This is a genomic window from Pantoea sp. S-LA4 (assembly GCF_054482835.1).
The window spans coordinates 2,958,346-2,979,197 of sequence record NZ_JBTLRC010000002.1 but is presented as its reverse complement, the minus strand read 5'-3'; the positions used below and the strand labels follow the sequence as shown (position 1 = coordinate 2,979,197).

15 protein-coding genes and 2 tRNA genes are annotated in these 20,852 nt (G+C 56.7%); 10 read left to right on the top strand and 7 right to left on the bottom strand.

Annotation, left to right across the window (positions count from 1 at the left end; all coding sequences use genetic code 11):
* Positions 1–27: 27 nt before the first annotated feature.
* From ptrA to recD, 3 genes are read left to right on the top strand one after another with little or no spacing between them, the layout of a single operon-like run.
* Complete coding sequence (gene ptrA, locus ACX3P5_RS14785; protein WP_458968926.1) at positions 28–2,919, top strand: pitrilysin; 2,892 nt, start codon at positions 28–30, stop codon at positions 2,917–2,919.
* A complete protein-coding gene (gene recB, locus ACX3P5_RS14780; RefSeq protein ID WP_458968925.1) occupies positions 2,916–6,455 on the top strand; it encodes an exodeoxyribonuclease V subunit beta in 3,540 nt (1,179 codons plus the stop codon). Before ptrA ends, recB begins: the two co-directional genes overlap by 4 nt.
* Positions 6,452–8,293: an exodeoxyribonuclease V subunit alpha gene (gene recD / locus ACX3P5_RS14775; protein ID WP_458968924.1), complete on the top strand. Its 1,842-nt coding sequence runs from the start codon at positions 6,452–6,454 to the stop codon at positions 8,291–8,293. The genes recB and recD overlap by 4 nt, the downstream gene beginning before the upstream one ends.
* A 50-nt stretch (positions 8,294–8,343) precedes the next feature.
* Here the strand turns inward: recD and argA are convergent, their stop codons facing one another.
* Positions 8,344–9,684: an amino-acid N-acetyltransferase gene (argA, locus tag ACX3P5_RS14770; RefSeq protein WP_336756409.1), complete on the bottom strand. Its 1,341-nt coding sequence runs from the start codon at positions 9,682–9,684 to the stop codon at positions 8,344–8,346.
* A 232-nt stretch (positions 9,685–9,916) separates the two neighbouring features.
* On the opposite strand from argA, the gene amiC reads away from it, so the two are divergent.
* The gene (amiC, locus tag ACX3P5_RS14765; RefSeq protein ID WP_233987250.1) at positions 9,917–11,161 is read left to right on the top strand and encodes an N-acetylmuramoyl-L-alanine amidase AmiC; all 1,245 of its coding nucleotides are present in this window, start codon (positions 9,917–9,919) and stop codon (positions 11,159–11,161) included.
* Positions 11,162–11,279: 118 nt separating this feature from the next.
* Here the strand turns inward: amiC and ACX3P5_RS14760 are convergent.
* Together ACX3P5_RS14760 and ACX3P5_RS14755 are read right to left on the bottom strand one after the other, a co-directional pair.
* Positions 11,280–11,356 (bottom strand) — tRNA-Met (locus tag ACX3P5_RS14760).
* A gap of 67 nt (positions 11,357–11,423) precedes the next feature.
* A tRNA-Met gene (locus tag ACX3P5_RS14755) sits at positions 11,424–11,500 on the bottom strand.
* A 203-nt stretch (positions 11,501–11,703) separates the two neighbouring features.
* Here ACX3P5_RS14755 and mltA point away from each other — a divergent pair.
* The gene (gene mltA / locus ACX3P5_RS14750; protein ID WP_458968923.1) at positions 11,704–12,852 is read left to right on the top strand and encodes a murein transglycosylase A; all 1,149 of its coding nucleotides are present in this window, start codon (positions 11,704–11,706) and stop codon (positions 12,850–12,852) included.
* A 48-nt stretch (positions 12,853–12,900) separates the two neighbouring features.
* A complete protein-coding gene (gene tcdA / locus ACX3P5_RS14745; RefSeq protein ID WP_233987251.1) occupies positions 12,901–13,713 on the top strand; it encodes a tRNA cyclic N6-threonylcarbamoyladenosine(37) synthase TcdA in 813 nt (270 codons plus the stop codon).
* Here the strand turns inward: tcdA and csdE are convergent.
* Both csdE and csdA read right to left on the bottom strand, forming a co-directional pair.
* Complete coding sequence (csdE, locus tag ACX3P5_RS14740; RefSeq protein ID WP_233987252.1) at positions 13,692–14,147, bottom strand: cysteine desulfurase sulfur acceptor subunit CsdE; 456 nt, start codon at positions 14,145–14,147, stop codon at positions 13,692–13,694. The genes tcdA and csdE overlap by 22 nt on opposite strands.
* Before the next feature lies 1 nt (position 14,148).
* On the bottom strand, positions 14,149–15,357 hold the full coding sequence (gene csdA, locus ACX3P5_RS14735) for a cysteine desulfurase CsdA (protein WP_458968922.1): 1,209 nt from the start codon (positions 15,355–15,357) through the stop codon (positions 14,149–14,151).
* 209 nt (positions 15,358–15,566) lie between these two features.
* Here csdA and ACX3P5_RS14730 point away from each other — a divergent pair, with 209 nt between their 5' ends.
* The 4 genes from ACX3P5_RS14730 (at position 15,567) to rlmM (ending at position 18,583) form a co-directional block, all read left to right on the top strand.
* Positions 15,567–15,791, top strand: a complete 225-nt coding sequence (locus ACX3P5_RS14730) for a YgdI/YgdR family lipoprotein (protein WP_233987254.1) — start codon at positions 15,567–15,569, stop codon at positions 15,789–15,791.
* 335 nt (positions 15,792–16,126) lie between these two features.
* On the top strand, positions 16,127–17,044 hold the full coding sequence (locus ACX3P5_RS14725; RefSeq protein WP_233987255.1) for a transcriptional regulator GcvA: 918 nt from the start codon (positions 16,127–16,129) through the stop codon (positions 17,042–17,044).
* A gap of 50 nt (positions 17,045–17,094) precedes the next feature.
* Entirely contained in the window at positions 17,095–17,490 is a 396-nt protein-coding gene (locus ACX3P5_RS14720; protein ID WP_031374718.1) for a DUF423 domain-containing protein, read from the top strand.
* The gene (gene rlmM, locus ACX3P5_RS14715) at positions 17,483–18,583 is read left to right on the top strand and encodes a 23S rRNA (cytidine(2498)-2'-O)-methyltransferase RlmM (RefSeq protein WP_336756400.1); all 1,101 of its coding nucleotides are present in this window, start codon (positions 17,483–17,485) and stop codon (positions 18,581–18,583) included. Before ACX3P5_RS14720 ends, rlmM begins: the two co-directional genes overlap by 8 nt.
* 38 nt (positions 18,584–18,621) lie before the next feature.
* On the opposite strand, the gene xni is transcribed toward rlmM, so the two are convergent.
* Both xni and ppnN read right to left on the bottom strand, forming a co-directional pair.
* Positions 18,622–19,377, bottom strand: a complete 756-nt coding sequence (gene xni, locus ACX3P5_RS14710) for a flap endonuclease Xni (RefSeq protein WP_458968921.1) — start codon at positions 19,375–19,377, stop codon at positions 18,622–18,624.
* Positions 19,378–19,411: 34 nt separating this feature from the next.
* Positions 19,412–20,776 carry a nucleotide 5'-monophosphate nucleosidase PpnN gene (ppnN, locus tag ACX3P5_RS14705; RefSeq protein ID WP_233987258.1) on the bottom strand — a complete coding sequence of 455 codons (1,365 nt, stop codon included), beginning with the start codon at positions 20,774–20,776 and terminating at the stop codon, positions 19,412–19,414.
* Between the last annotated feature and the right edge of the window lie 76 nt (positions 20,777–20,852).

Sequence of the window (20,852 nt, the reverse complement as noted above, 5' to 3'; positions counted from 1 at the left end):
GTTTATTGGGTAAGGTAAGGGGTTTACATGCGGATATACGCACGCTGGCTGGCAACGCTGCTGATGAGTCTGGTGGCTTTCACAGCACTGGCGCAGACAGAAACGGGCTGGCAGCCGATTAATGAAGTCATTCGCAAGAGTGAACACGATCCTCGTCAGTATCAGGCCATCCGGCTCGACAACGGAATGACGGTATTACTGGTTTCCGATCCGGTGGCACCTAAGTCGCTGGCGGCGCTGACCTTACCGATTGGCTCTCTGGACGATCCCGATCAGCAGCTTGGTCTGGCGCACTATCTGGAGCATATGGTGCTGATGGGCTCTGCCCATTACCCGCAGCCGGACAATCTGGCTGAGTTCCTGAAAAAGCACGGTGGCAGCCACAATGCCAGCACCGCCTCTTACCGCACCGCCTTCTATCTGGAAGTGGAAAATGCTTCGCTGGAGCCAGCAGTGGATCGCCTGGCCGATGCGGTTGCCGCGCCGCTGCTGGACCCGGTGAACGCTGATCGGGAACGCCATGCGGTCAATGCTGAACTGACGATGGCGCGCTCGCGCGACGGTTTACGTATGGCGCAGGTTGGGGCGGAAACCCTTAACCCGGCTCATCCTGCTTCGCGCTTTTCCGGCGGTAACCTCGACACGCTGAAAGATAAGCCCGACAGTAAACTGCATCAGGCGCTGCAGGACTTTTACCACTCGCACTACTCCGCCAATCTGATGAAGGCGGTCATTTACAGCAATAAAACGCTGCCCGAGATGGCATCGATTGCCGCGAAAACCTTTGGTCGGGTCGCTAACCACAACGCCACTGTGCCGGCGATTACCGTGCCGGTGGTGACCGCGGAACAGCAGGGCATCCTGATCCACTATGTTCCGGCTCAGCCGCGCAAACAGCTTAAAATTGAGTTTCGTATTGGCAATAACAGCGATCGTTTTCGCAGCAAAACGGACACCCTGATCAGCTATCTGATCAGCAATCGCAGTAAAAATACCCTGACCGACTGGTTGCAAAAGCAGGGACTGGCCGATGGCGTCAATGCCGGTGCAGACCCGATGACCGATCGTAACGGCGGCGTCTTTGCCATTACCGCCTCGCTGACCGACAAAGGTCTGGCGCAACGTGACGAAGTGGTTGCGGCTATTTTTAGCTATATCAATCTGTTGCGTGAGCAGGCGGATGATAAGCGCTATTTCGATGAGGTCTCTCGCGTCCTGGCGCTCGATTTCCGCTATCCCTCCATCACCCGGGATATGGACTACATCGAATGGCTGGCCGACACCATGCTGCGGGTACCGGTTGAACACACGCTGGATGCGCCCTATCTGGCGGATCAGTACGATGCTGCGGCGATCAAAGCACGGCTCGATGAGATGACGCCGCAGCAGGCGCGTATCTGGTATATCAGTCCGCAGGAACCGCACAATAAACAGGCTTACTTTGTGGATGCGCCGTATCAGGTTGAAAAAATAGCGCCACAGACGTTTGCTGACTGGCAGCAACGCGCCAGCCAGATTGCGCTGTCGATGCCGACGCTGAACCCCTATATTCCGGATGACTTCACCCTGCTGCCAGCGGACGGAAAACAGTATCCGCATCCGGTCAGGCTGGAAAATGATGCCGGGATGCGCATTTACTGGATGCCCAGTCAGTTTTACGCCAGTGAGCCAAAGGCTGCGATCACGCTGGCGCTGCGCAACAAACATGCCATCAGCGACGCGCGCCAGCAGGTCCTGTTTGGCCTGAATGACTATCTCTCCAGTCTGGCGCTGGATGAGCTTAATTCGCAGGCGTCGGTGGGCGGCATCAGTTTCTCCACCGGCGAGAATGAGGGGCTGGTATTCAGCGCCAGCGGCTTTACCCAGCGCCTGCCCACTCTGCTGAAGAAGCTGGTGGAAGGGTATGCCACTTTCCAGCCCACGCCACAGCAACTGGAGCAGGCCAAATCCTGGTATCTGGAACGGCTTGACGCGGCAGAGAAAGGAAAAGCCTTTGAACAGGCGATTCAGCCGATGCAGCTGCTGTCACAATTGCCCTATACCCAGCGCGAGACGCGTCGCAAGCTGGTGAGCACAATCACACTTAACGACGTCACGGCTTATCGCGATCAACTGTTCCGCGCGGCAACGCCGGAAATGATGGTGGTAGGCAACCTCAGCGCCGATAGCGTGATTCAGCTGGGTCGCGAACTGAAACAGCAGATGCAGAGTAACGGGATCGACGCCTGGCGCAGCAAATATGTAACCTTCGAAAAACCGCTGAAAGCGAACCTGCAGCAGAAGGGCAGCAGTACCGATTCTGCCCTGGCGGCGCTCTATATTCCGCTGGGCTATGGCGAATATCAGAGCATGGCGAACAGCTCGATGCTGAGCCAGATTGTGCAGCCGTGGTTCTACAACCAGTTACGTACTGAAGAGCAACTCGGCTATGCGGTATTTGCCTTCCAGATGCCGGTGGGACGCCAGTGGGGAATTGGCTTCCTGCTGCAGAGCAACAGCAAACAACCCGCCTTGCTGCTGCAGCGTTATCAGGCCTTCTATCCGCAGGCGGAAAAACGCTTACGCAACATGAGCCAGGCCGACTTTGCTCAATACCAGCAGGCGATGATCAACGATCTGCAACAGCGGCCTCAGACCCTCGACGAGGAAGCGGATCGCTACAGTCGCGACTTTGACCGCCAGAACGACGCATTTAATACGCGCCAGAAAGTGATCGCCCAGATTAAACAACTGACGCCCGCCAGCCTGGCCGATTTCTTCCAGCAGGCGGTGATAGATCACACGGGTATGGTGATGACCTCGCAGATTGCGGGCAACAGTGATGAAAAAGTGGCCTTTGCCGCGTTGCCAGGCTGGAAAACCTGGAGCGAAGTGGCACAGTTGCAGCAGTCGCTGCCGGTAAAGAGTGAGACCCAATGACGCAGTTACCGCCTGAATCGCTGAACCCTTTAACACTGCCGCTCAGAGGCGAGCGGCTGATTGAGGCCTCAGCGGGCACCGGAAAAACCTTTACCATTGGCTTACTCTATCTGCGCCTGCTGCTGGGCCTTGGCGGTGAGAACGCCTACAGCCGGCCTCTGTCGGTTGAAGAAATTTTAGTCGTAACCTTTACCGAGGCCGCCACCGCTGAACTGCGCGGGCGTATCCGGGAGAATATCCATCAGCTGCGGCTGGCCTGCATCCGCGGTAAAAGCAGCGATTCGATGCACCAGTTGCTGCTTGATCAGATACCCGACTTAACGCACGCCGCCGCGCAGCTGCTGGCGGCAGAGCGACAGATGGATGAAGCCGCCATCTTTACCATCCACGGCTTCTGCCAGCGGATGCTCAACCTCAATGCGTTTGAATCCGGCATGCTGTTTGAGCAGGAGCTGATTGAGGATGAACAGGCGTTGCTGAAGCAATCCACCGCTGATTTCTGGCGTCGTCAGTGCTATCCGCTGTCGCTTGACGTGGCGCGAGTGATTGCCGCGGAATGGAGCGGACCGGACAGTCTGCTGACCACGCTGCGCCCCTGGCTCCAGGGCGAATCGCCCAGCCTGAAACGTCCACCAGCCGCCGATGAAACGCTGGCGTCACGTCACGCCCGCAATCTGGCACGCATCACCTCAATCAAGCAGCAGTGGCAGTCGCTCAGTGCTGATGTTGAAGGCATCATCGGCGCTTCCGGCGTCGATAAGCGCAGCTACAGCAGCAAGAATCTGCCGATCTGGGTTGCGAAAGTGACACAGTGGGCCAACAGCGAAACGCTGGATTACCAGTTGCCGAAAGAGCTGGAGCGATTTGGTCAGCAGCAGCTGGAGGAGAAAACCAAAAAAGGCGAAGCGCCACGCCATCCGGTGTTTGAGGCGATCGATCAGTTTCTGGCGGAGCCTTTATCGCTGCGGGATGTGATCATTGCCCAGGCGCTGACCGACGTGCGCGCCACTGTTCAGCGTGAGAAACGGCTGCGGGCGCTGTTAGGCTTTGATGACCTGCTGAGTAAGCTCGATGAGGCGTTGCAGCAGCCGGGCGGTATCCTGCTGGCTGAGACCATTCGGGCGCGCTTTCCGGTCGCCCTGATCGATGAATTTCAGGATACCGATCCGCAGCAATATCGCATTTTCCGCACGCTCTATATCAACCAGCCGGAACAGGCGCTGCTGTTAATCGGTGACCCTAAGCAGGCAATTTATGCGTTTCGCGGCGCGGACATTTTTACCTATCTGCGGGCGCGAAACGAAGTTAGTGCTCACTACACGCTCGATACTAACTGGCGCTCATCGCCGGAAATGGTCGATAGCGTAAATCGCCTGTTTTCACAGCTGGAATCGCCGTTTCTGTTCTCCGCCATTCCGTTCCTGCAGGTGAAACCGGCCGCGCCGAATCAGGCGCTGAAACTGATCTATGACGATCGGCCACAACCGGCGCTGCGCTTCTGGTTACAGCCGGGTGCAGGCGTCGGCAGCAGTGATTATCAGCAGTTTATGGCGCGTCAGTGTGCGGCGGATATCAGCCGCTGGCTGGTGGCCGGGCAGCAGGGTCGGGCATTGCTGGGAAAAGGCGAGGCACTGCAACCGGTGCGTGCGTCTGACATCACGGTGCTGGTCCGCAGCCGCAACGAAGCGGGATTGATCCGCGATGCGCTCAATGCATTGTCGATTCCTTCCGTCTATCTCTCCAGTCGCGACAGCGTCTACACCACGCCTGAAGCGCGAGAGTTGCTGTGGCTGCTGCAGGCGATTCAGGCACCGGAGCAGGAACGCCTGGTGCGCAGCGCGCTGGCGACCTCGATCTTCGCCATTGATGCCGCCACGCTGGATGCGCTGACCCAGAATGAGCGCGAGTGGGATGCGCTGGTCGAGCAGTTTGCCCTCTGGCAGCAGCTCTGGCACCAGCGTGGCGTGTTACCGATGCTGCGCGACGTGATGATCAAGCGTCAGCTGGCTGAAAATATGCTCGCCTCCGAAAACGGTGAGCGCCGTCTGACCGACCTGATGCATCTGGGCGAACTGTTGCAGGAAGCCTCAGTGCAGCTCGACAGTCCGCATGCACTGGTGCGTTTTCTGGCTCAGCAGATTGCCCGGCCCAATAGTCAGTCGGCCAGCCAGCAGCTGCGGCTGGAAAGCGATCGTCACCTGGTGCAAATCGTCACCATCCATAAATCGAAAGGGCTGCAATACCCGCTGGTCTGGCTGCCGTTTGCCGCTGGCTACCGTGAGGCAGCCAGTGCGCTTTATCACGATCGTGAAAGTTTTGCTGCCTTACTGGATGTGCAGGGCGATGCCCAGAGCATGGCGCTGGCCGAAGAGGAGCGCCTGGCCGAAGATTTACGTCTGCTCTATGTGGCCCTGACCCGTTCGGTTTATCACTGCAGCGTCGGTATTGCCCCGTTGATTAAGGGAACGCGTAAAAAAGAGGGCGAAAGCGATCTGCATAAAAGTGCGCTGGGTTATCTGGTGCAGCGGGGCGAAGCGGCCGATGCGGAGCAGCTCAGCCAGCGTCTGGCGGCGTTAAGCGGTAACGGGATTGAGGTTATCGCAGATGATTTGCGGCCAGGCGAAACGTGGCAGGATCGGCCAGCCGGCGATCAGGCATTAAGCAGCCGTGAAGTCACGCGTGCGCTGGCAGATGCCTGGCGGGTCACCAGTTACTCAGGACTGCAACAGCACCACAGCTCGGCGCTGCTGGATGCGCTGCCCAATTTTGATATCGATGCGGCAGGTGAAGAGGAGGGCAGTGAAGACGCGGCGCTCACGCCCCACCATTTCCCGCGCGGTGCCGCACCCGGCACCTTTTTACATGGCCTGTTTGAATCGATCGATTTTGCCGAACCGCCGGATAAAATCTGGCTGGAAGATCAGTTACAGCACCACGGCTATCCGCTGAGCTGGTTACCAGTCATCCAGCAGTGGATCGAACGGGTCCTGCATACGCCGCTTAACGCTGACGGCCTGACGCTGTCGGCAATAAAAAGCAGTGACCGGCTGATCGAGATGGAGTTTTATCTGCCGATTAATCATCTGCTGACCGCGGCCGATCTCGACGATCTGTTGCGCCGTCACGATCCGCTGTCACGACAGGCGGCAGCGCTCGATTTCCGCCAGGTGCGGGGCATGCTGAAAGGTTTTATCGATCTGGTGTTCCGCTGGCAGGGAAAATATTATCTGCTCGACTATAAGTCGAACTGGCTGGGGGAGAGCCACGCGGCGTATACGCCCGAGGCGATGGCGCAGGCGATGATCGACCACCGCTACGACCTGCAGTATCAGTTATATACCCTGGCGCTGCATCGCTATCTTCAGCACCGCCTGCAGGATTATGATTATCAGCGCCACTTCGGCGGGGTGTTTTATCTGTTTTTACGCGGGATGGATGGCAGTTCGCCGGATAACGGTATTTTTGCCACCCGTCCCGGCGAAGCCTTTATTGAAGAGATTGATGCGTTGTTTGGTCATTCCACGGAGTTGTCATGAGTGAAATGCTGAGCCTGCTGCTTCAGGCGGTTGATAAGCGTCTCCTGCGGCCGTTAGATATTCAGTTTGCCCGCCTGCTGGCGGAAGAATCACAACCGGCACTGCTGCTCGCGGCGGCCTGCGTTAGCGCGGAAGCGGGGGAAGGTCACGTCTGCCTGCCGCTGGATAACCTCAGCGAAGCGGGTCTGTTTGCGGGCCGTCAGCCCGCGCTGGCGCAGGCACTGTGGCAGGCTGCCGGTGCGCCGGATGACTGGTTATCACTGCTGGCCGACTGGGCAGCCGTCAGTGACGGCAGCCTGATTACCCCGCTGGTGCTCAGTAATCGCCGTCTCTATCTGCATCGTCTGTGGCACAGCGAGGGCCGGGTCGCGAGCTTCTTTGCCCTGCAGGAGGTGAAGTCGGCATTTGACGCCCAGGCGGCAAGTGAAGTGCTGAATACGCTGTTCGGCACGCGTCCGGATGACTGGCAGAAAATTGCCGCCGCGGTGGCGCTGACCCGCAAGACCGCGGTGATTTCCGGCGGACCCGGAACCGGTAAAACCACCACGGTGGCGAAATTACTCGCCGCGCTGATCCGGCTGAACCCTGGCAACTTACGGATTCAGTTAGCCGCTCCGACCGGCAAAGCCGCGGCGCGCCTCACCGAGTCGCTGGGTAACGCGCTGCAGAATTTAGCCGTTAGCGAGGAAGAGCGCCGACGCTTCCCGACGGAAGCGACCACGCTGCATCGGCTGCTGGGCGCGCAGCCAGATACCCAGCGTCTGCGCTATCACGCCGGTAATCCCCTGCATCTCGATGTGCTGGTGGTTGATGAAGCCTCAATGGTCGATCTGTCGATGATGGCGAAGCTGATCGCCGCACTGCCGGCCCATGCGCGGGTGGTTTTTCTTGGCGATCGTGACCAGCTGGCGTCGGTTGAGGCGGGTGCCGTGCTGGGCGATATCTGTCGCTGTACCGAGAGCGGCTACAGCCTGGCACGTGCGGAACAGCTCGCGTTGCTGACCGGATGTGCGCTGCAGGGCAGTGACGATCGGCTGGCACCCGCGGTACGTGACAGTATCTGTCTGCTGCAAAAAAGTTACCGTTTTGACGCCAAATCAGGCATTGGTCAGCTGGCTCAGGCCATTAACCTGGGGGATGCGCAGCAGGTGAAAGCGGTTTTCGCCGCAGGCTTTCAGGATCTCTGCTATCAGCCGTTAACCAGTGGCGAGGCTTATCAGGCGATGCTGGATGAGGTGGCACAGGGCTATCAGCCTTATCTGCAGCTGATCAGGCAGCAGGCGTCACCTGCCGAAGTGCTGACGGCCTTTGGTCGCTATCAGCTGCTGTGTGCGTTACGTGACGGGCCCTTTGGCGTGCAGGGGCTAAACCAGCGTATTGAACAGCGGCTGATGCAGCTGCAGCGTATTCGTCGTCCCGCTATCGGCGGGCGCTGGTACCTGGGACGGCCGGTTATGATTACCCGTAACGACAGTGCGCTGGGGCTGTTCAACGGCGATATCGGCATTACGCTGCGCGACGAAGAGGGCAACCTGAAGGTCTTTTTCCCGTTGCCGGATGGCAGCATCAAAGCGATTCAGCCGAGCCGCCTGCCATCGCATGAAACCGCCTGGGTGATGACGGTACATAAATCACAGGGATCGGAGTTTGATCATACCGCGCTGGTAATGCCAACGCAGTTCCTGCCGGTACTGACCCGTGAGCTGGTCTACACCGCGATAACGCGCGCCCGTAAACAGCTGACGCTCTACAGCGATCCGGGCGTATTCCAGCGGGCCGTGCAGCTGCAAACCCAGCGGCGTAGTGGTCTGGTAGAGCGACTGGGCGAGGCAGGATAATCCCCCGTCAGCGCGGGCCGGCGGCATGAGTCGCCCGGCCCGTTGAGCCCTTACAGCGTATGGCGGGTCAGATCGGCCATCAGGACCTTGGAGCGGCGCTGATAGTTATACATCTCTTTTTTACTCTCAGGCAGCGACTCAATATCGACCGGCGTAAAGCCGCGCTCCTGGAACCAGTGGATGCTGCGGGTGGTCAACACAAACAGCTTCTGCAGCCCCATCTGACGCGCCTGTAACGCCACACGCTGCAGCAACATTTCGCCGCGCGATGAGCTGCGATAGTCAGGATGAACCGCTACGCAGGCCATTTCACCGATCTTCTCATCCATAAAGGGATAGAGCGCGGCACAGGCAATCGTCAGGTTGTCGCGCTGAATGATAGTGAATTTATCAATCTCCATCTCCAGCTGTTCGCGTGAGCGACGCACCAGAATCCCCTGTTGCTCCAGCGGCCGGATCAGTTCGAGAATGCCGCCGATATCATTGATATTGGCGCGCCGGATCTGCTCGGCAGACTCCATCACGATCTGCGTGCCGATACCGTCACGAGAGAAGAGCTCCTGCAACAGCGCGCCATCTTCCTGATAGCTGATTAAATGGCTGCGCCGTACGCCACTGCGGCAGGCTTTGACCGCGCCGCGCAGGAAACGAACGGTGCCGGAGAGGTAATCGCCATCGCTTTCCATCTCGTCAATACGCGCCTGGGCATCATTCGGGAACAGCTCGGAGATAATGTTGCCTTCGCTATCCAGTGCGCCCTGTTCTGAGCAGAAGCCGATCATTTTTTCCGCTTTAAGTTTAATCGCCAGTTGGGTCGCCACCTCTTCCGAGGTCAGGTTAAAACTCTCACCGGTCACCGACACCGCCACCGGACCGAGCAGCACAATCGCGTCGTTATCCAGCTGACGATGAATAGCCTCTTCATCGATACGACGAATACGCCCGCTGTGACAATAATCGACGCCATCATCCACACCCAGCGGCTGCGCAATGATGAAGTTGCCGCTGACCACATTGATATGCGCGCCCTGCAGCGGCGTATTGTTGAGGCTCATGGAGAGACGGGCAGTAATATCTAACTGCAGACGACCGGCCGCCTGCTTCACGAGTTCCAGCGATTGCGCATCGGTAACGCGGGTAAACTTGTGATAAACCGGCTCAAGCTGATGTTCCGCCAGGCTGGCATCAATTTGCGGACGGGCGCCATAGACCACCACCAGGCGGATGCCGAGGCTGTGCAGCAGACCAATATCGTTGACGATGCCTGAGAAGTTCTCATGCTCAATCGCTTCGCCGCCCAGCATGATGACAAAGGTCTTGTCCCGGTGGGCATTGATATAGGGAACGGTATGGCGAAAACCCTGAACCAGTTCAGTACTACGTTCCTTCACGGCCAGTCCTCAGTGAATGATTATTCGAATTTTTTGTATTTTTATGCTTTTAGTCGCGATTTTGCAAGCGTTAATCCTGACGAAAATTTACGTTTTTTCGGGTGCCAAAGCCGCTAACAGCCTGCATTATTTAGGATTTCCGGGGTGACATCACCTTGCGGATTGGATAAAGTTTTCGCCGCCATTTTATTAACTGGCGCTTTTTTAGACATTACACAGCAGCTGGAGCGGCATGTCGGATTTTAATTCCCCCTTTTCACGCAGACGATTTTTACAAGGAAGCGGTGCCTTACTGCTGTTAAGTGTTAGCCGGGTCGGTTTGGCGGCGAAAAGCCATATCGTCGCGGTGCGTATCTGGCCGTCATCGACCTACTCGCGTATGACGCTGGAGTCGAATGTGGCGCTGAAGTACAGGCAGTTTGCGCTGAGCAATCCGGAACGGCTGGTGATTGATATTGAAGGGCTGCATCTCAATCCGGTACTGAAAGGGGTCGACAAGCAGGTGAGGGTGGATGATCCCTTTATCAAAAATGCGCGCGTCGGCCAGTTCGACAGCAACACGGTGAGGGTGGTGCTGGAGCTAAAGCGCAGTGTCGCACCCAAAATTTTTAATCTGTCGCCGGTGGCAGGCATTAATCACCGGCTGGTGGTGGATCTCTATCCCAGCCAGAATCAGGTGGAGGACGATCCCCTGCTGGCGCTGCTGAAGGATTATAACCAGGGCGATCTGGAAAAAAATGAAACGGTGCAGGCACCGTTGCCGGGCAAAGCCGGACGCGATCGTCCAATCATTATCATGATCGATCCCGGCCATGGCGGTGAAGATCCCGGTGCACACGGCAAACATAAAACCCGCGAGAAAGATATTGTGCTGAAGATTGGCCGGCGGCTGAAAGCGTTGATCGATAAAGAAGCCAATATGAAAGCCTACATGACGCGCAACGAGGATGTGTTTATTCCGCTGCGCGTCAGAGTCGCCAAAGCCCGCAAGCAGCGCGCCGATCTGTTCGTTTCGATTCATGCTGATGCGTTTACCAGCCGGGCGGCGCGCGGCTCTTCGGTGTTTGCTCTCTCAACCAGCGGCGCCACCTCGGCTGCAGCCCGCTTCCTTGCCCAGACCCAGAATGAATCTGACCTGATTGGCGGCGTCAGCAAGAGCGGCGATCGCTATCTCGACCACACCATGTTCGATATGGTGCAGCGGCAAACCATCCACGACAGCCTGAAGTTTGGCAAAGAGGTGCTGCACCGCATGGGACGCATCAACCATCTGCACAAACGAACGGTGGATCAGGCCGGATTTGCGGTGTTGAAAGCGCCTGATATCCCGTCAATCCTGGTGGAGACGGCTTTTATCAGTAATGTCGAAGAGGAACGTAAGTTGCGCACCACGCGCTATCAGCAGCAGGTAGCGGAGGCGATTCTGCACGGCATCAAAGCGTATGTGGAGAGTGGGGCGGCACTGGCGCATCGGTAAATGGCAGCGGGTAGCCTGCGCTATCCGTTGAGCTCCGATGACGAAGAGGATGTTCAATGAAGAAGAGGAGGTTCAGACGGAAGAAACAAAAAAACACCCTTTCAGGTGTTTAAATGATTGGTTGCGGGGGCCGGATTTGAACCGACGACCTTCGGGTTATGAGCCCGACGAGCTACCAGGCTGCTCCACCCCGCGTCCGTATCGTACTTTTTGCGCTTAGCGACTTTCACATTGTAACTTCTGTAAACTGTTGCAGAAGTATTGGTTGCGGGGGCCGGATTTGAACCGACGACCTTCGGGTTATGAGCCCGACGAGCTACCAGGCTGCTCCACCCCGCGTCCGTGGATGCGCACTATACTCCGCGCGTTATTTGATGCAACCCCTTTTTGCACACAAAGGCCAAATTTACAGTCAGTTGCTGAAGGATTCAACCATCTGATGAATTATTGAACTGATAGCCGGAGGCAGAAAGCGGATGGATTTCATTCTGCCGGGGGCTTTGCTATCGTCGCGGGACGAACATTTATAAAAAGAGACCATAATGAAAGCACACTGGGCCAGGATTGCTGTGACCGGCGCGTTGATCGCCCTGCTGGCGAGCTGTAGTTCTAAACCGACCGATCGCGGTCAGCAATATAAAGATGGCAAACTGGAACAGCCGCTGGCGCTGGTGAATCAGCCGAATGCCAAAGGCAGCCCGGTCAATGGCCGCGACTTTGGCGAGCAGGTGCGCCAGATTCAGACCGCATCATCCGGGCTGTACAGCCGCCAGAATGGAACCTACAGCGCGATTGAAAGCTGGCTGATGGCCGGTGCAGATACCCGCCAGCTGCAGCAGTTTGGCCTGAATGCCTGGCAGATGGAAGGTACGGATAACTACGGTAACGTGCAGTTCACCGGTTACTACACGCCGGTGGTTGAAGCGCGCTATACCCGTCAGGGTGAATTTCAGTATCCGATCTACCGGATGCCACCGCGTAAGCGCGGCGAGAAACTGCCAAGCCGCGCCTCTATCTATAGTGGCGGCCTCGATGACCGCTACGTCATCGCCTACAGCAACTCGCTGATTGATAACTTCATGATGGATGTGCAGGGCAGTGGCTACGTTGATTTTGGCGATGGTCGTCCGATGACCTTCTTTGGTTACGCCGGTAAAAATGGCTGGGGTTATCACAGTATCGGTAAAGAGCTGATCGATCGTGGTGAAGTGAAGCGTGAAGATATGTCGATGCAGGCGATTCGTCAGTGGGCGCAGGAACACTCGCCGCAGGAAGTCCGCTCGCTGCTGGAAACCAACCCATCTTTTGTCTTCTTTAAGCCGGAGCCGTTTACGCCAGTGCGGGGCGCCAGCGCGGTGCCGCTGGTTGCCAAAGCCTCGGTAGCGTCTGACCGTTCAATCATTCCGGCCGGAACGGCACTGCTGGCGGAAGTGCCGCAGCTAAATGAAAAAGGCAAATTCAACGGCAAATATGAGATGCGCCTGATGGTGGCGCTGGATGTGGGTGGCGCGATTAAAGGCCAGCACTTCGACATCTATCAGGGGATCGGGCCGGACGCCGCCCATCTGGCGGGCTTCTATAACCATTATGGCCGCGTCTGGGTACTGAAAGCCGCGCCGGGTGCCGGACAACCGCTGTTCTCCAGACCGCAAAACGGTAATAATGGCTCACTGCTACTCGGTTCCAACTAATTTCTTCTCTGCGGGCCTGCGGGCCCGCACGACGTTACAGGTTCAAATATGAAAGTGTTAAATGATGCCTGGCACCAGCGGTTTGGTGGCACGGCGCGTCTGTATGGTCAGGATGCGTTGCAGCGTTTTGCTGATGCGCATTTCTGCGTCATCGGAATTGGCGGCGTCGGCTCCTGGGCGGCTGAAGCGCTGGCGCGCACCGGTATCGGCAAAATCACCCTGATTGACATGGATGATGTCTGTATCACCAATACCAACCGGCAGATTCATGCGCTCAACGGCAACGTCGGCAAAGCCAAAACAGAGGTGATGGCGGAGCGGCTGCGCGCAATAAATCCCGACTGTGAAGTGATCTGCATCGACGACTTTATTACGCCGGACAACACCGCCGAACTGATGGCGGCGGGTTTCGATTATGTGATCGATGCGATCGACAGCGTGCGGCCTAAAGCGGCGCTGATCGCCTGGTGTCGCCGCAACAGGATCCCCTTGATCACCACCGGCGGCGCAGGCGGTCAGATCGATCCGACGCAGATCCAGGTAGCCGATCTGGCGAAAACCATTCAGGACCCGCTGGCGGCTAAGTTGCGCGAACGGCTGAAAACTTTTGGCGTGGTGAAAAACAGTAAGGGGAAACTCGGCATCGACTGCGTCTTTTCTACCGAGGCGCTGGTCTATCCACAGCCTGACGGCAGCGTGTGTGCTTCACGCAGCACCGCTGAAGGGCCGAAAAGAATGGACTGCGCCGCCGGTTTTGGCTCAGCCACGATGGTGACCGCAACTTTTGGTTTTGTCGCCGTCTCACACGCGCTGAAGAAATATCTGGCACGCGCTGCCCGTCAGGCCGAACCCAGCGCCTGACGCGCCGACTGCTGGACCGCGGTTGAGAGCGCCTGTAATCCGCTGCTGCGTGAGGCGCTGAGCTGGGCGCGCAGACCCAGCTCATCGAACAGCGCCAGCGGATCGTTTTCCAGCAGCGTTTGCGGCGTCTGACCTTCCACCGCGGTAAGCAGTACCGCCAGCAGACCGCGAACGATGCGGCCTTCACTGTCACCATAGAAGTGCAGCGTGCCGTCCGGACGCAACTGGCTGCTCAGCCAGACCCGGTTTTCACAGCCGCTTAACTCAATCCCGGCTTTTTTAAGCGTCTCCGGTAACGCGGGCAGCTGACGACTCAGCTGAATCAGCTGGCGATAGCGATCTTCCCACTGGTGAAAGCGGCTAAAGGTCTCCTTCAGGCTTTCAACCGTAATCAACTCGCCAAATGGATGTGGCGCTAACAGCGGTGAACTCATCTCAACACTCCGATAACAGCGAAATGGCGCTGCGCATGGCGCGCACCAGGGCATCAACATCCTGCAAATTATTATAGGGCGCAAATGAGGCGCGGAGCGTCCCGCTGACCCCCAGCGCTGCCAGTAGTGGCTGGGCGCAGTGCTGACCGGCACGCAACGCAATGCCCTGTTCCGCCAGCAGAGTGACAATATCGCTGTGGTGCAGGCCACTAAATTCAAACGCTAACAGGCTGGCATGGCCGCAGCGAAAACTACGAAAGCCTGGCAGTTCCGCCAGCTGCTCTTCCGCCAGACTGGCGAGCTGCTGGCTCCACATTTCGGCTTTGGCCTGATCGTGCTGACCCAGCCAGCTAAGTGCCGCACTTAATCCGACCACGCCAGCGACGTTTGGCGTACCCGCCTCGAAGCGCCACGGCACCGGCTGCGCGGTAAAACCGTTGAAATCGACCGCCGTCAGCATTTTTCCGCCACCCTGCCACGGCGCCATCTCTTCCAGCAGTTCCGCTTTGCCATACAACACGCCAATGCCCATCGGGGCATAAATTTTATGGCCGGAAAAGGCGTAAAAATCGATATCCAGTGCCTGCACATCGGGTGGGCAGTGCACTACGCCCTGCGCACCGTCCACCATCACCCTGGCGCCGACCGCATGTGCCAGCTGGATTGCCTGGGCGATATCGGGACAGCCGCCGGTCACATTGGACATCTGGCTCACCGCCAGCAGGCGGGTTCGGCTGTTGAGCAGGGCGGGTAGTTGAGCGATATCCGGCAACCGATCGACACCCAGCGGCCATTTGACGACCCGCGCGCCGCACGCCTGTGCTGCCATCAGCCACGGCACCAGATTGGCGTGGTGCTCGGCTTCGCTCACCACAATCTCATCGCCCGGCTGTAAGCGTGGACGCAGCCAGCTATTAGCCACCAGATTAATGGCTTCCGTGGTGCCACGCGTCCAGACAATCTGATGACCATCAGCGGCGTTAAGCCAATGGGCGACCTGGCTTCGCGCCTGCTCATATCGCTCGGTTAAAGCGCGTGCGGCGGCAAACTGGCTGCGGTGTACGGTGCCAGCGCTCAGGCTGTAGAACTGCTGAATGCTGTCGATCACCGCCTGCGGTTTCAGGGTGGTCGCGGCGCTGTCAAGGTAGACACCGGCATCGGCGAGTGCGGGAAACTGCTGGCGAAACGCCGTTGGGTTAAATACGGTCATGCTCGGCCCATGATGAGAATAAATAGGACCAGACTGAAAGAATGGTCTCTGTCTGGCAAAGCTGGAAAAGCGCGTTATGCTGATTATTGCAAGGTTTAAACCAAACCCGCACAACGATCGAACAATATTTGGTCGATCACACTTATCTGCTGCCTCTGGTTAGCGTAACGCGGGTGGTTTGATGCAATCAATCTGCAAGGAGATAGAAGATGAAAAAACTCACCGCAGTGCTGGCCGTGTGTACCCTGGCCTTTACCCTGACTGCCTGTTCCAGCAACTATGTGATGCACACTAATGATGGCCGTACCATTGTTGCCGACGGTAAACCAAAGGTAGACGATGAAACCGGTATGATCAGCTATAAAGATGCCAATGGCAACGAGCAGCAGATCAACCGTTCAGATGTCAAAGAAATGGTTGAGATGGGCCAGTAATTGAGCAAAAAAAAAGCACCGCATTTTGCGGTGCTATTTAAAAATCACTATGGACAGACAGGGTAAATCTACAGGAATTAAGAGCTTGATCCGCAATCGTCGGATCAAAAATTGCAAACACAACATCACGACCACAAGCCAAAAGCTTTCAGAAAATCTGCGAACTCACTCACAATTCTAAAAACTTTTCGTTCCGGCTCAGGAAGTGCGGCAACTATAGGTATTTGCTGGAGGTTCCTCAACGGACAAATTATAATGTCTCGGATTAAAAATTCTAATACGTAAAGGGTGAGTATTAGCCCGCGTGTTTTTTGCCGATCCGGATACGGAAAACCATGTCGAAACGCCTTCCTCCTCTTAACGCCCTGCGGGTATTTGATGCCGCCGCGCGCCATTTAAGCTTTACCAAAGCCGCTGAAGAGCTTTTCGTCACCCAGGCAGCTGTAAGCCATCAGATTAAATCTCTGGAAGATTTTCTCGGTCTGAAGCTGTTTCGCCGGAGGAATCGTTCGCTTTTGCTGACTGAAGAAGGTCAAAGCTACTATCTGGATATCAAAGAGATCTTCTCGGCGCTCAACGAAGCCACGCGTAAATTGCAGGCACGCAGCGCCAAGGGTGCGCTGACCGTCAGTTTACTGCCGAGCTTTGCGATTCAGTGGCTGGTTCCACGCCTCTCCAGCTTTAATATGGCTTATCCGGGGATCGACGTACGGATTCAGGCGGTTGACCGTGACGAAGAGAAACTGGCCGATGATGTCGACGTGGCGATTTTTTATGGTCGCGGCAACTGGCCAGGCCTGCGGGTTGAGAAGCTCTACGCTGAATATTTATTGCCCGTCTGCTCGCCTTCGCTGATGACCGGCGACAATCCGCTTAAAACACCGATGGATCTGGCGCGCTTCACGCTACTGCATGATGCCTCACGGCGTGACTGGCAATCCTATATCCGCCAGCTTGGTTTGCAGCATATCAACGTTCAGCAGGGTCCCATCTTCAGCCACAGCGCGATGGTATTACAGGCTGCGATTCACGGTCAGGGCGTCGCGCTGGCCAATAACGTGATGGCGCAAAGCGAAATCGAGGCCGGGCGTTTAATCTGTCCGTTTAACGACGTATTAGTCAGTAAAAATGCTTTTTATCTGGTTTGTCATGACAGTCAGGCAGAACTGGGTAAAATAGCCGCCTTTCGACAGTGGATCCTGGAAAAAGCTGCAACTGAACAAGAAAAATTCCGCTTTCGATACCAACAATAACGTCTTGATTTTATTGCATTGCGATGCAAACGCACTCTGAGGATCGTTTCATGTCCAGTCGTGCCATGTTTATCTTTGCTGCCATTAGCGGATTTTTGCTGGTGGCATTTGGTGCTTTTGGTGCCCACGTATTGAGTAAATCGCTCGGACCGGCTGAGATGGCCTGGATTCATACCGGGCTGGAATATCAGGCTTATCACACCTTAGCGGTGATGGGGCTGGGTGCTGCGATGCTGCGCCGCGCCAATATCTGGTTTTACTGGAGCAGTGCGCTGATGGCGCTCGGCACCGTACTCTTCAGCGGCAGCCTCTACTGTCTGGCGCTGTCGCATCTGAAGTTTTGGGTTTTTATCACCCCAGTGGGAGGATTATGCTTCCTCGCCGGTTGGGTATTGATGTTGATTGGCGCGCTGCGTCTTAAACGAAGGGCAGAACGCCATGAATAAAGTTTTACTCTATTGCCGTCCCGGTTTTGAAAAAGAGTGTGCGGCAGAAATCAGCGCTAAAGCTGCTGAACGCGAAGTCTACGGCTTCCCGCGGGTTAAAGAGGATTCCGGCTATGTGCTGTTTGAGTGTTATCAGTTTGAGGACGCCGAACGACTGGTACGTGAATTACCCTTTGACGATCTGATTTTTGCACGACAGATGCTGGTGGTGGGCGAACTGCTGCGCGATCTGCCGCAGGAAGACCGGATTACACCGATTGTCGGTATGCTGACCGGCGTGGTGGAAAAGGGCGGCGAACTGCGCGTTGAGGTGCCGGACACCAACGAAGCGAAAGAGCTGACTAAATTCTGCCGCAAGTTCACCGTACCGCTCCGTTCCGCGCTGCGCGAAAGCAAAATTTTGCTCAACTATGAAAGCCCGAAACGTCCGGTCGTGCATGTGTTTTTCATTGCGCCGGGTACCTGTTATGTCGGCTATTCGCTGCCGGAAAACAGTTCTGCTTTCTACATGGGTATTCCGCGGCTTAAATTCCCGTCTGATGCGCCGAGTCGTTCAACCCTGAAACTGGAAGAGGCGTTTCACGTCTTTATTCCGGCTGATGAATGGGATGAACGTCTCGCCAGCGGCATGTATGCCGTCGATCTCGGTGCCTGTCCTGGCGGCTGGACCTATCAACTGGTGCAGCGCAGCATGATGGTCTATGCGGTCGACAACGGTCCAATGGCACCGAGCCTGATGGATACCGGGCAGGTGATGCACGAACGCGCCGATGGATTTAAATTCCGTCCGCCGCGCACCAATATCAGCTGGCTGGTGTGCGACATGGTTGAGAAACCGGTGCGGGTAGCGAATCTGATGACCGACTGGCTGGTAAACGGCTGGTGCCGTGAGGCGATCTTCAACCTCAAGTTGCCGATGAAAAAGCGCTACGAAGAGGTGACGCAGAATCTGGCCATGATTCAGGAGCGGTTTGATGAGAACGGCATCAATGCGCAGATCCGCGCACGCCAGCTCTATCACGATCGCGAAGAAGTCACGGTACACATTCGCCGAATCTGGGCCGCAGTGGGTGGCCGTCGCGACGAGCGCTGATTAACCGGCTGAGTGTTCGCGGCTGAGGGTTTCGGCACTCAGCCGCTGTATCGTAACGTATTCAGATTACCCTGCAGAACCAGATCCCGCTTCAGCGTCGCCACCTCGCGACTCAACTCCGCCATCTGCTGACCGTTGGCTAATTTGTCGCGCCATTTTGGCGGCACCTGATCCAGGTGCTGATAGATCCCGTCGAGCGAATGAAAGTCTGACAACAGCTGTTTAGCACTTTTTGGCCCGATGCCGGTAATGCCAGGGATCTTGCTGCTGCTGATGCCACACAATCCCCAGAAATCGGGTAGCAGCTGCGGTACCACGCCAAACTCAGCTTCGATAAAGGGCAGATCGAGCCAGCGCTTCTGAAAGTAGTCACGAATGCGGATTTCGGGCGCCAGTAGCTGACAGTAACCTTTGTCTGTAGAGACGATGGTGGCCTGATGTCCGGCCTGCGCCATTTTTACCGCCAGCGTCGCGGCTAAATCATCCGCCTCATCCTGTTCGGCAATCCAGCAGCTGACGCCAGCGTCACGAAACGCCTGCTGCAACGCTGGCATTTCCGCCTGCAGATCGTCGGGCATCGGCGGACGGCCGCTTTTGTAATCCGGCAGGCGCTGATGACGCCAGCCATGATGGCGGGCTTCGCCATCAAATACCGCCACGACGTGGGTGGGACGGGTATGCCCTAATAGCTGGCGCAGTGCCGCCACGCAGCCATCGACGCAGGGCGATCCCTGCACCGCATGTAGCCGGCGTATCAGGTTTAACGCATCCACGATAAGAAGATGTAGAGCCATGAGCATCCTGGCAGCCTGACGGCTGCCTCCTGGTTTATTTGATGATTTCGTAGCAGGGGATGTAGGCGGTGCCCGGCAGCTTCATACGTTGCTGCGCAACAAATCCCTGTAGCAGTTCGTCCATGCGATGCATGATGTCGGCGTCGCCATGCAGTTTATAGCGACCTTTTTCGCGGATTTCGCGGATTCCCATCTCTTTCACGTTACCGGCGACGATGCCTGAAAAGGCGCGACGTAAATCGGCGGCCAGTTTTTCCGGCGGCTGGTTGGTGTAAAGGTTGAGGTTGGCCATATTTTCATGGGTCGGCAGGAAAGGCACCTGCAGATCCGGCGCGATGCGAATCGACCAGTTAAAGCTGTAGGCATCGCCCGTTTCACGACGATACTCTTTCACCTGCGGCATCGCTTTCTTCATCAGACGCGCCACTTCAGCGGCATCGTTGATAATAATCTGATAGTGCTTACGCGCCTGCTCGCCCAGCGTGCTGACGATGAAGTCATCCAGCACCCGGAAGTAATCTGCGCTCTCTTCAGGCCCGGTCAGGATCAGCGGTAACACCTGATCGCTGTTGTGCGGATTCATCATGATGCCGAGCAGATAGAGCAACTCTTCTGCGGTGCCGACCCCGCCAGGGAAGATAATGATGCCGTGGGCGATGCGGACAAAGGCCTCAAGGCGCTTCTCAATATCCGGCATGATGATCAGCTCATTCACCAGCGGATTAGGCGGCTCGGCCGCAATGATTGAGGGTTCTGTCAGACCAATAAAGCGGCTGTCCCGGTAGCGCTGCTGAGCATGGCCCACCGCGGCCCCTTTCATTGGCGCTTCCATCACGCCTGGCCCACAGCCAGTACAGATGTTCAGTTCACGCAGCCCCAGCTGGGTACCGACATTACGGCAATACTGATATTCCACCGCATTAATGGAATGGCCGCCCCAGCACACCACGGTGTTGGGATACTCGCCGATGTGCAGCGCACGGGCATTACGCAGAATGGAAAACACGGTGTTGGTGATGGCGGCAGAATCGTTCTCTTCTGCGGCGCTTAAACGGCCCGGCGCATTAAGCTGACCGCTGACAAACAGAATGTCGCGCAGTACGGCAAACAGGTTGGCCTGCAATGAACGAATGATGCGTCCATCAACGAACGCCTCTTCCGGTGGGTTGATCAGTTCCAGTTTGACGCCGCGCTCACGGCGCAGCACGTTGATATCAAAATTCTCAAAGCGGGAGAGTAATTCCTGGCTGCTGTCGGTCTGACTGCCGGAGTTCAGCACCGCCAGCGAGCAGTTGCGAAACAGTTGGTACAGGTCGCTGCTGGCCGTGCGTTTCAGCATATCGACTTCCAGCTGCGAGAGCAGATCCATTGAGCCAAGAGGGCTGATATGGGTAATCAAATGAACTCCTTTACACCCGCCTGGGTGACTGTTGACACTGCAAACGCAGTGACGAAAATCCCTGGTCGGCAATCCG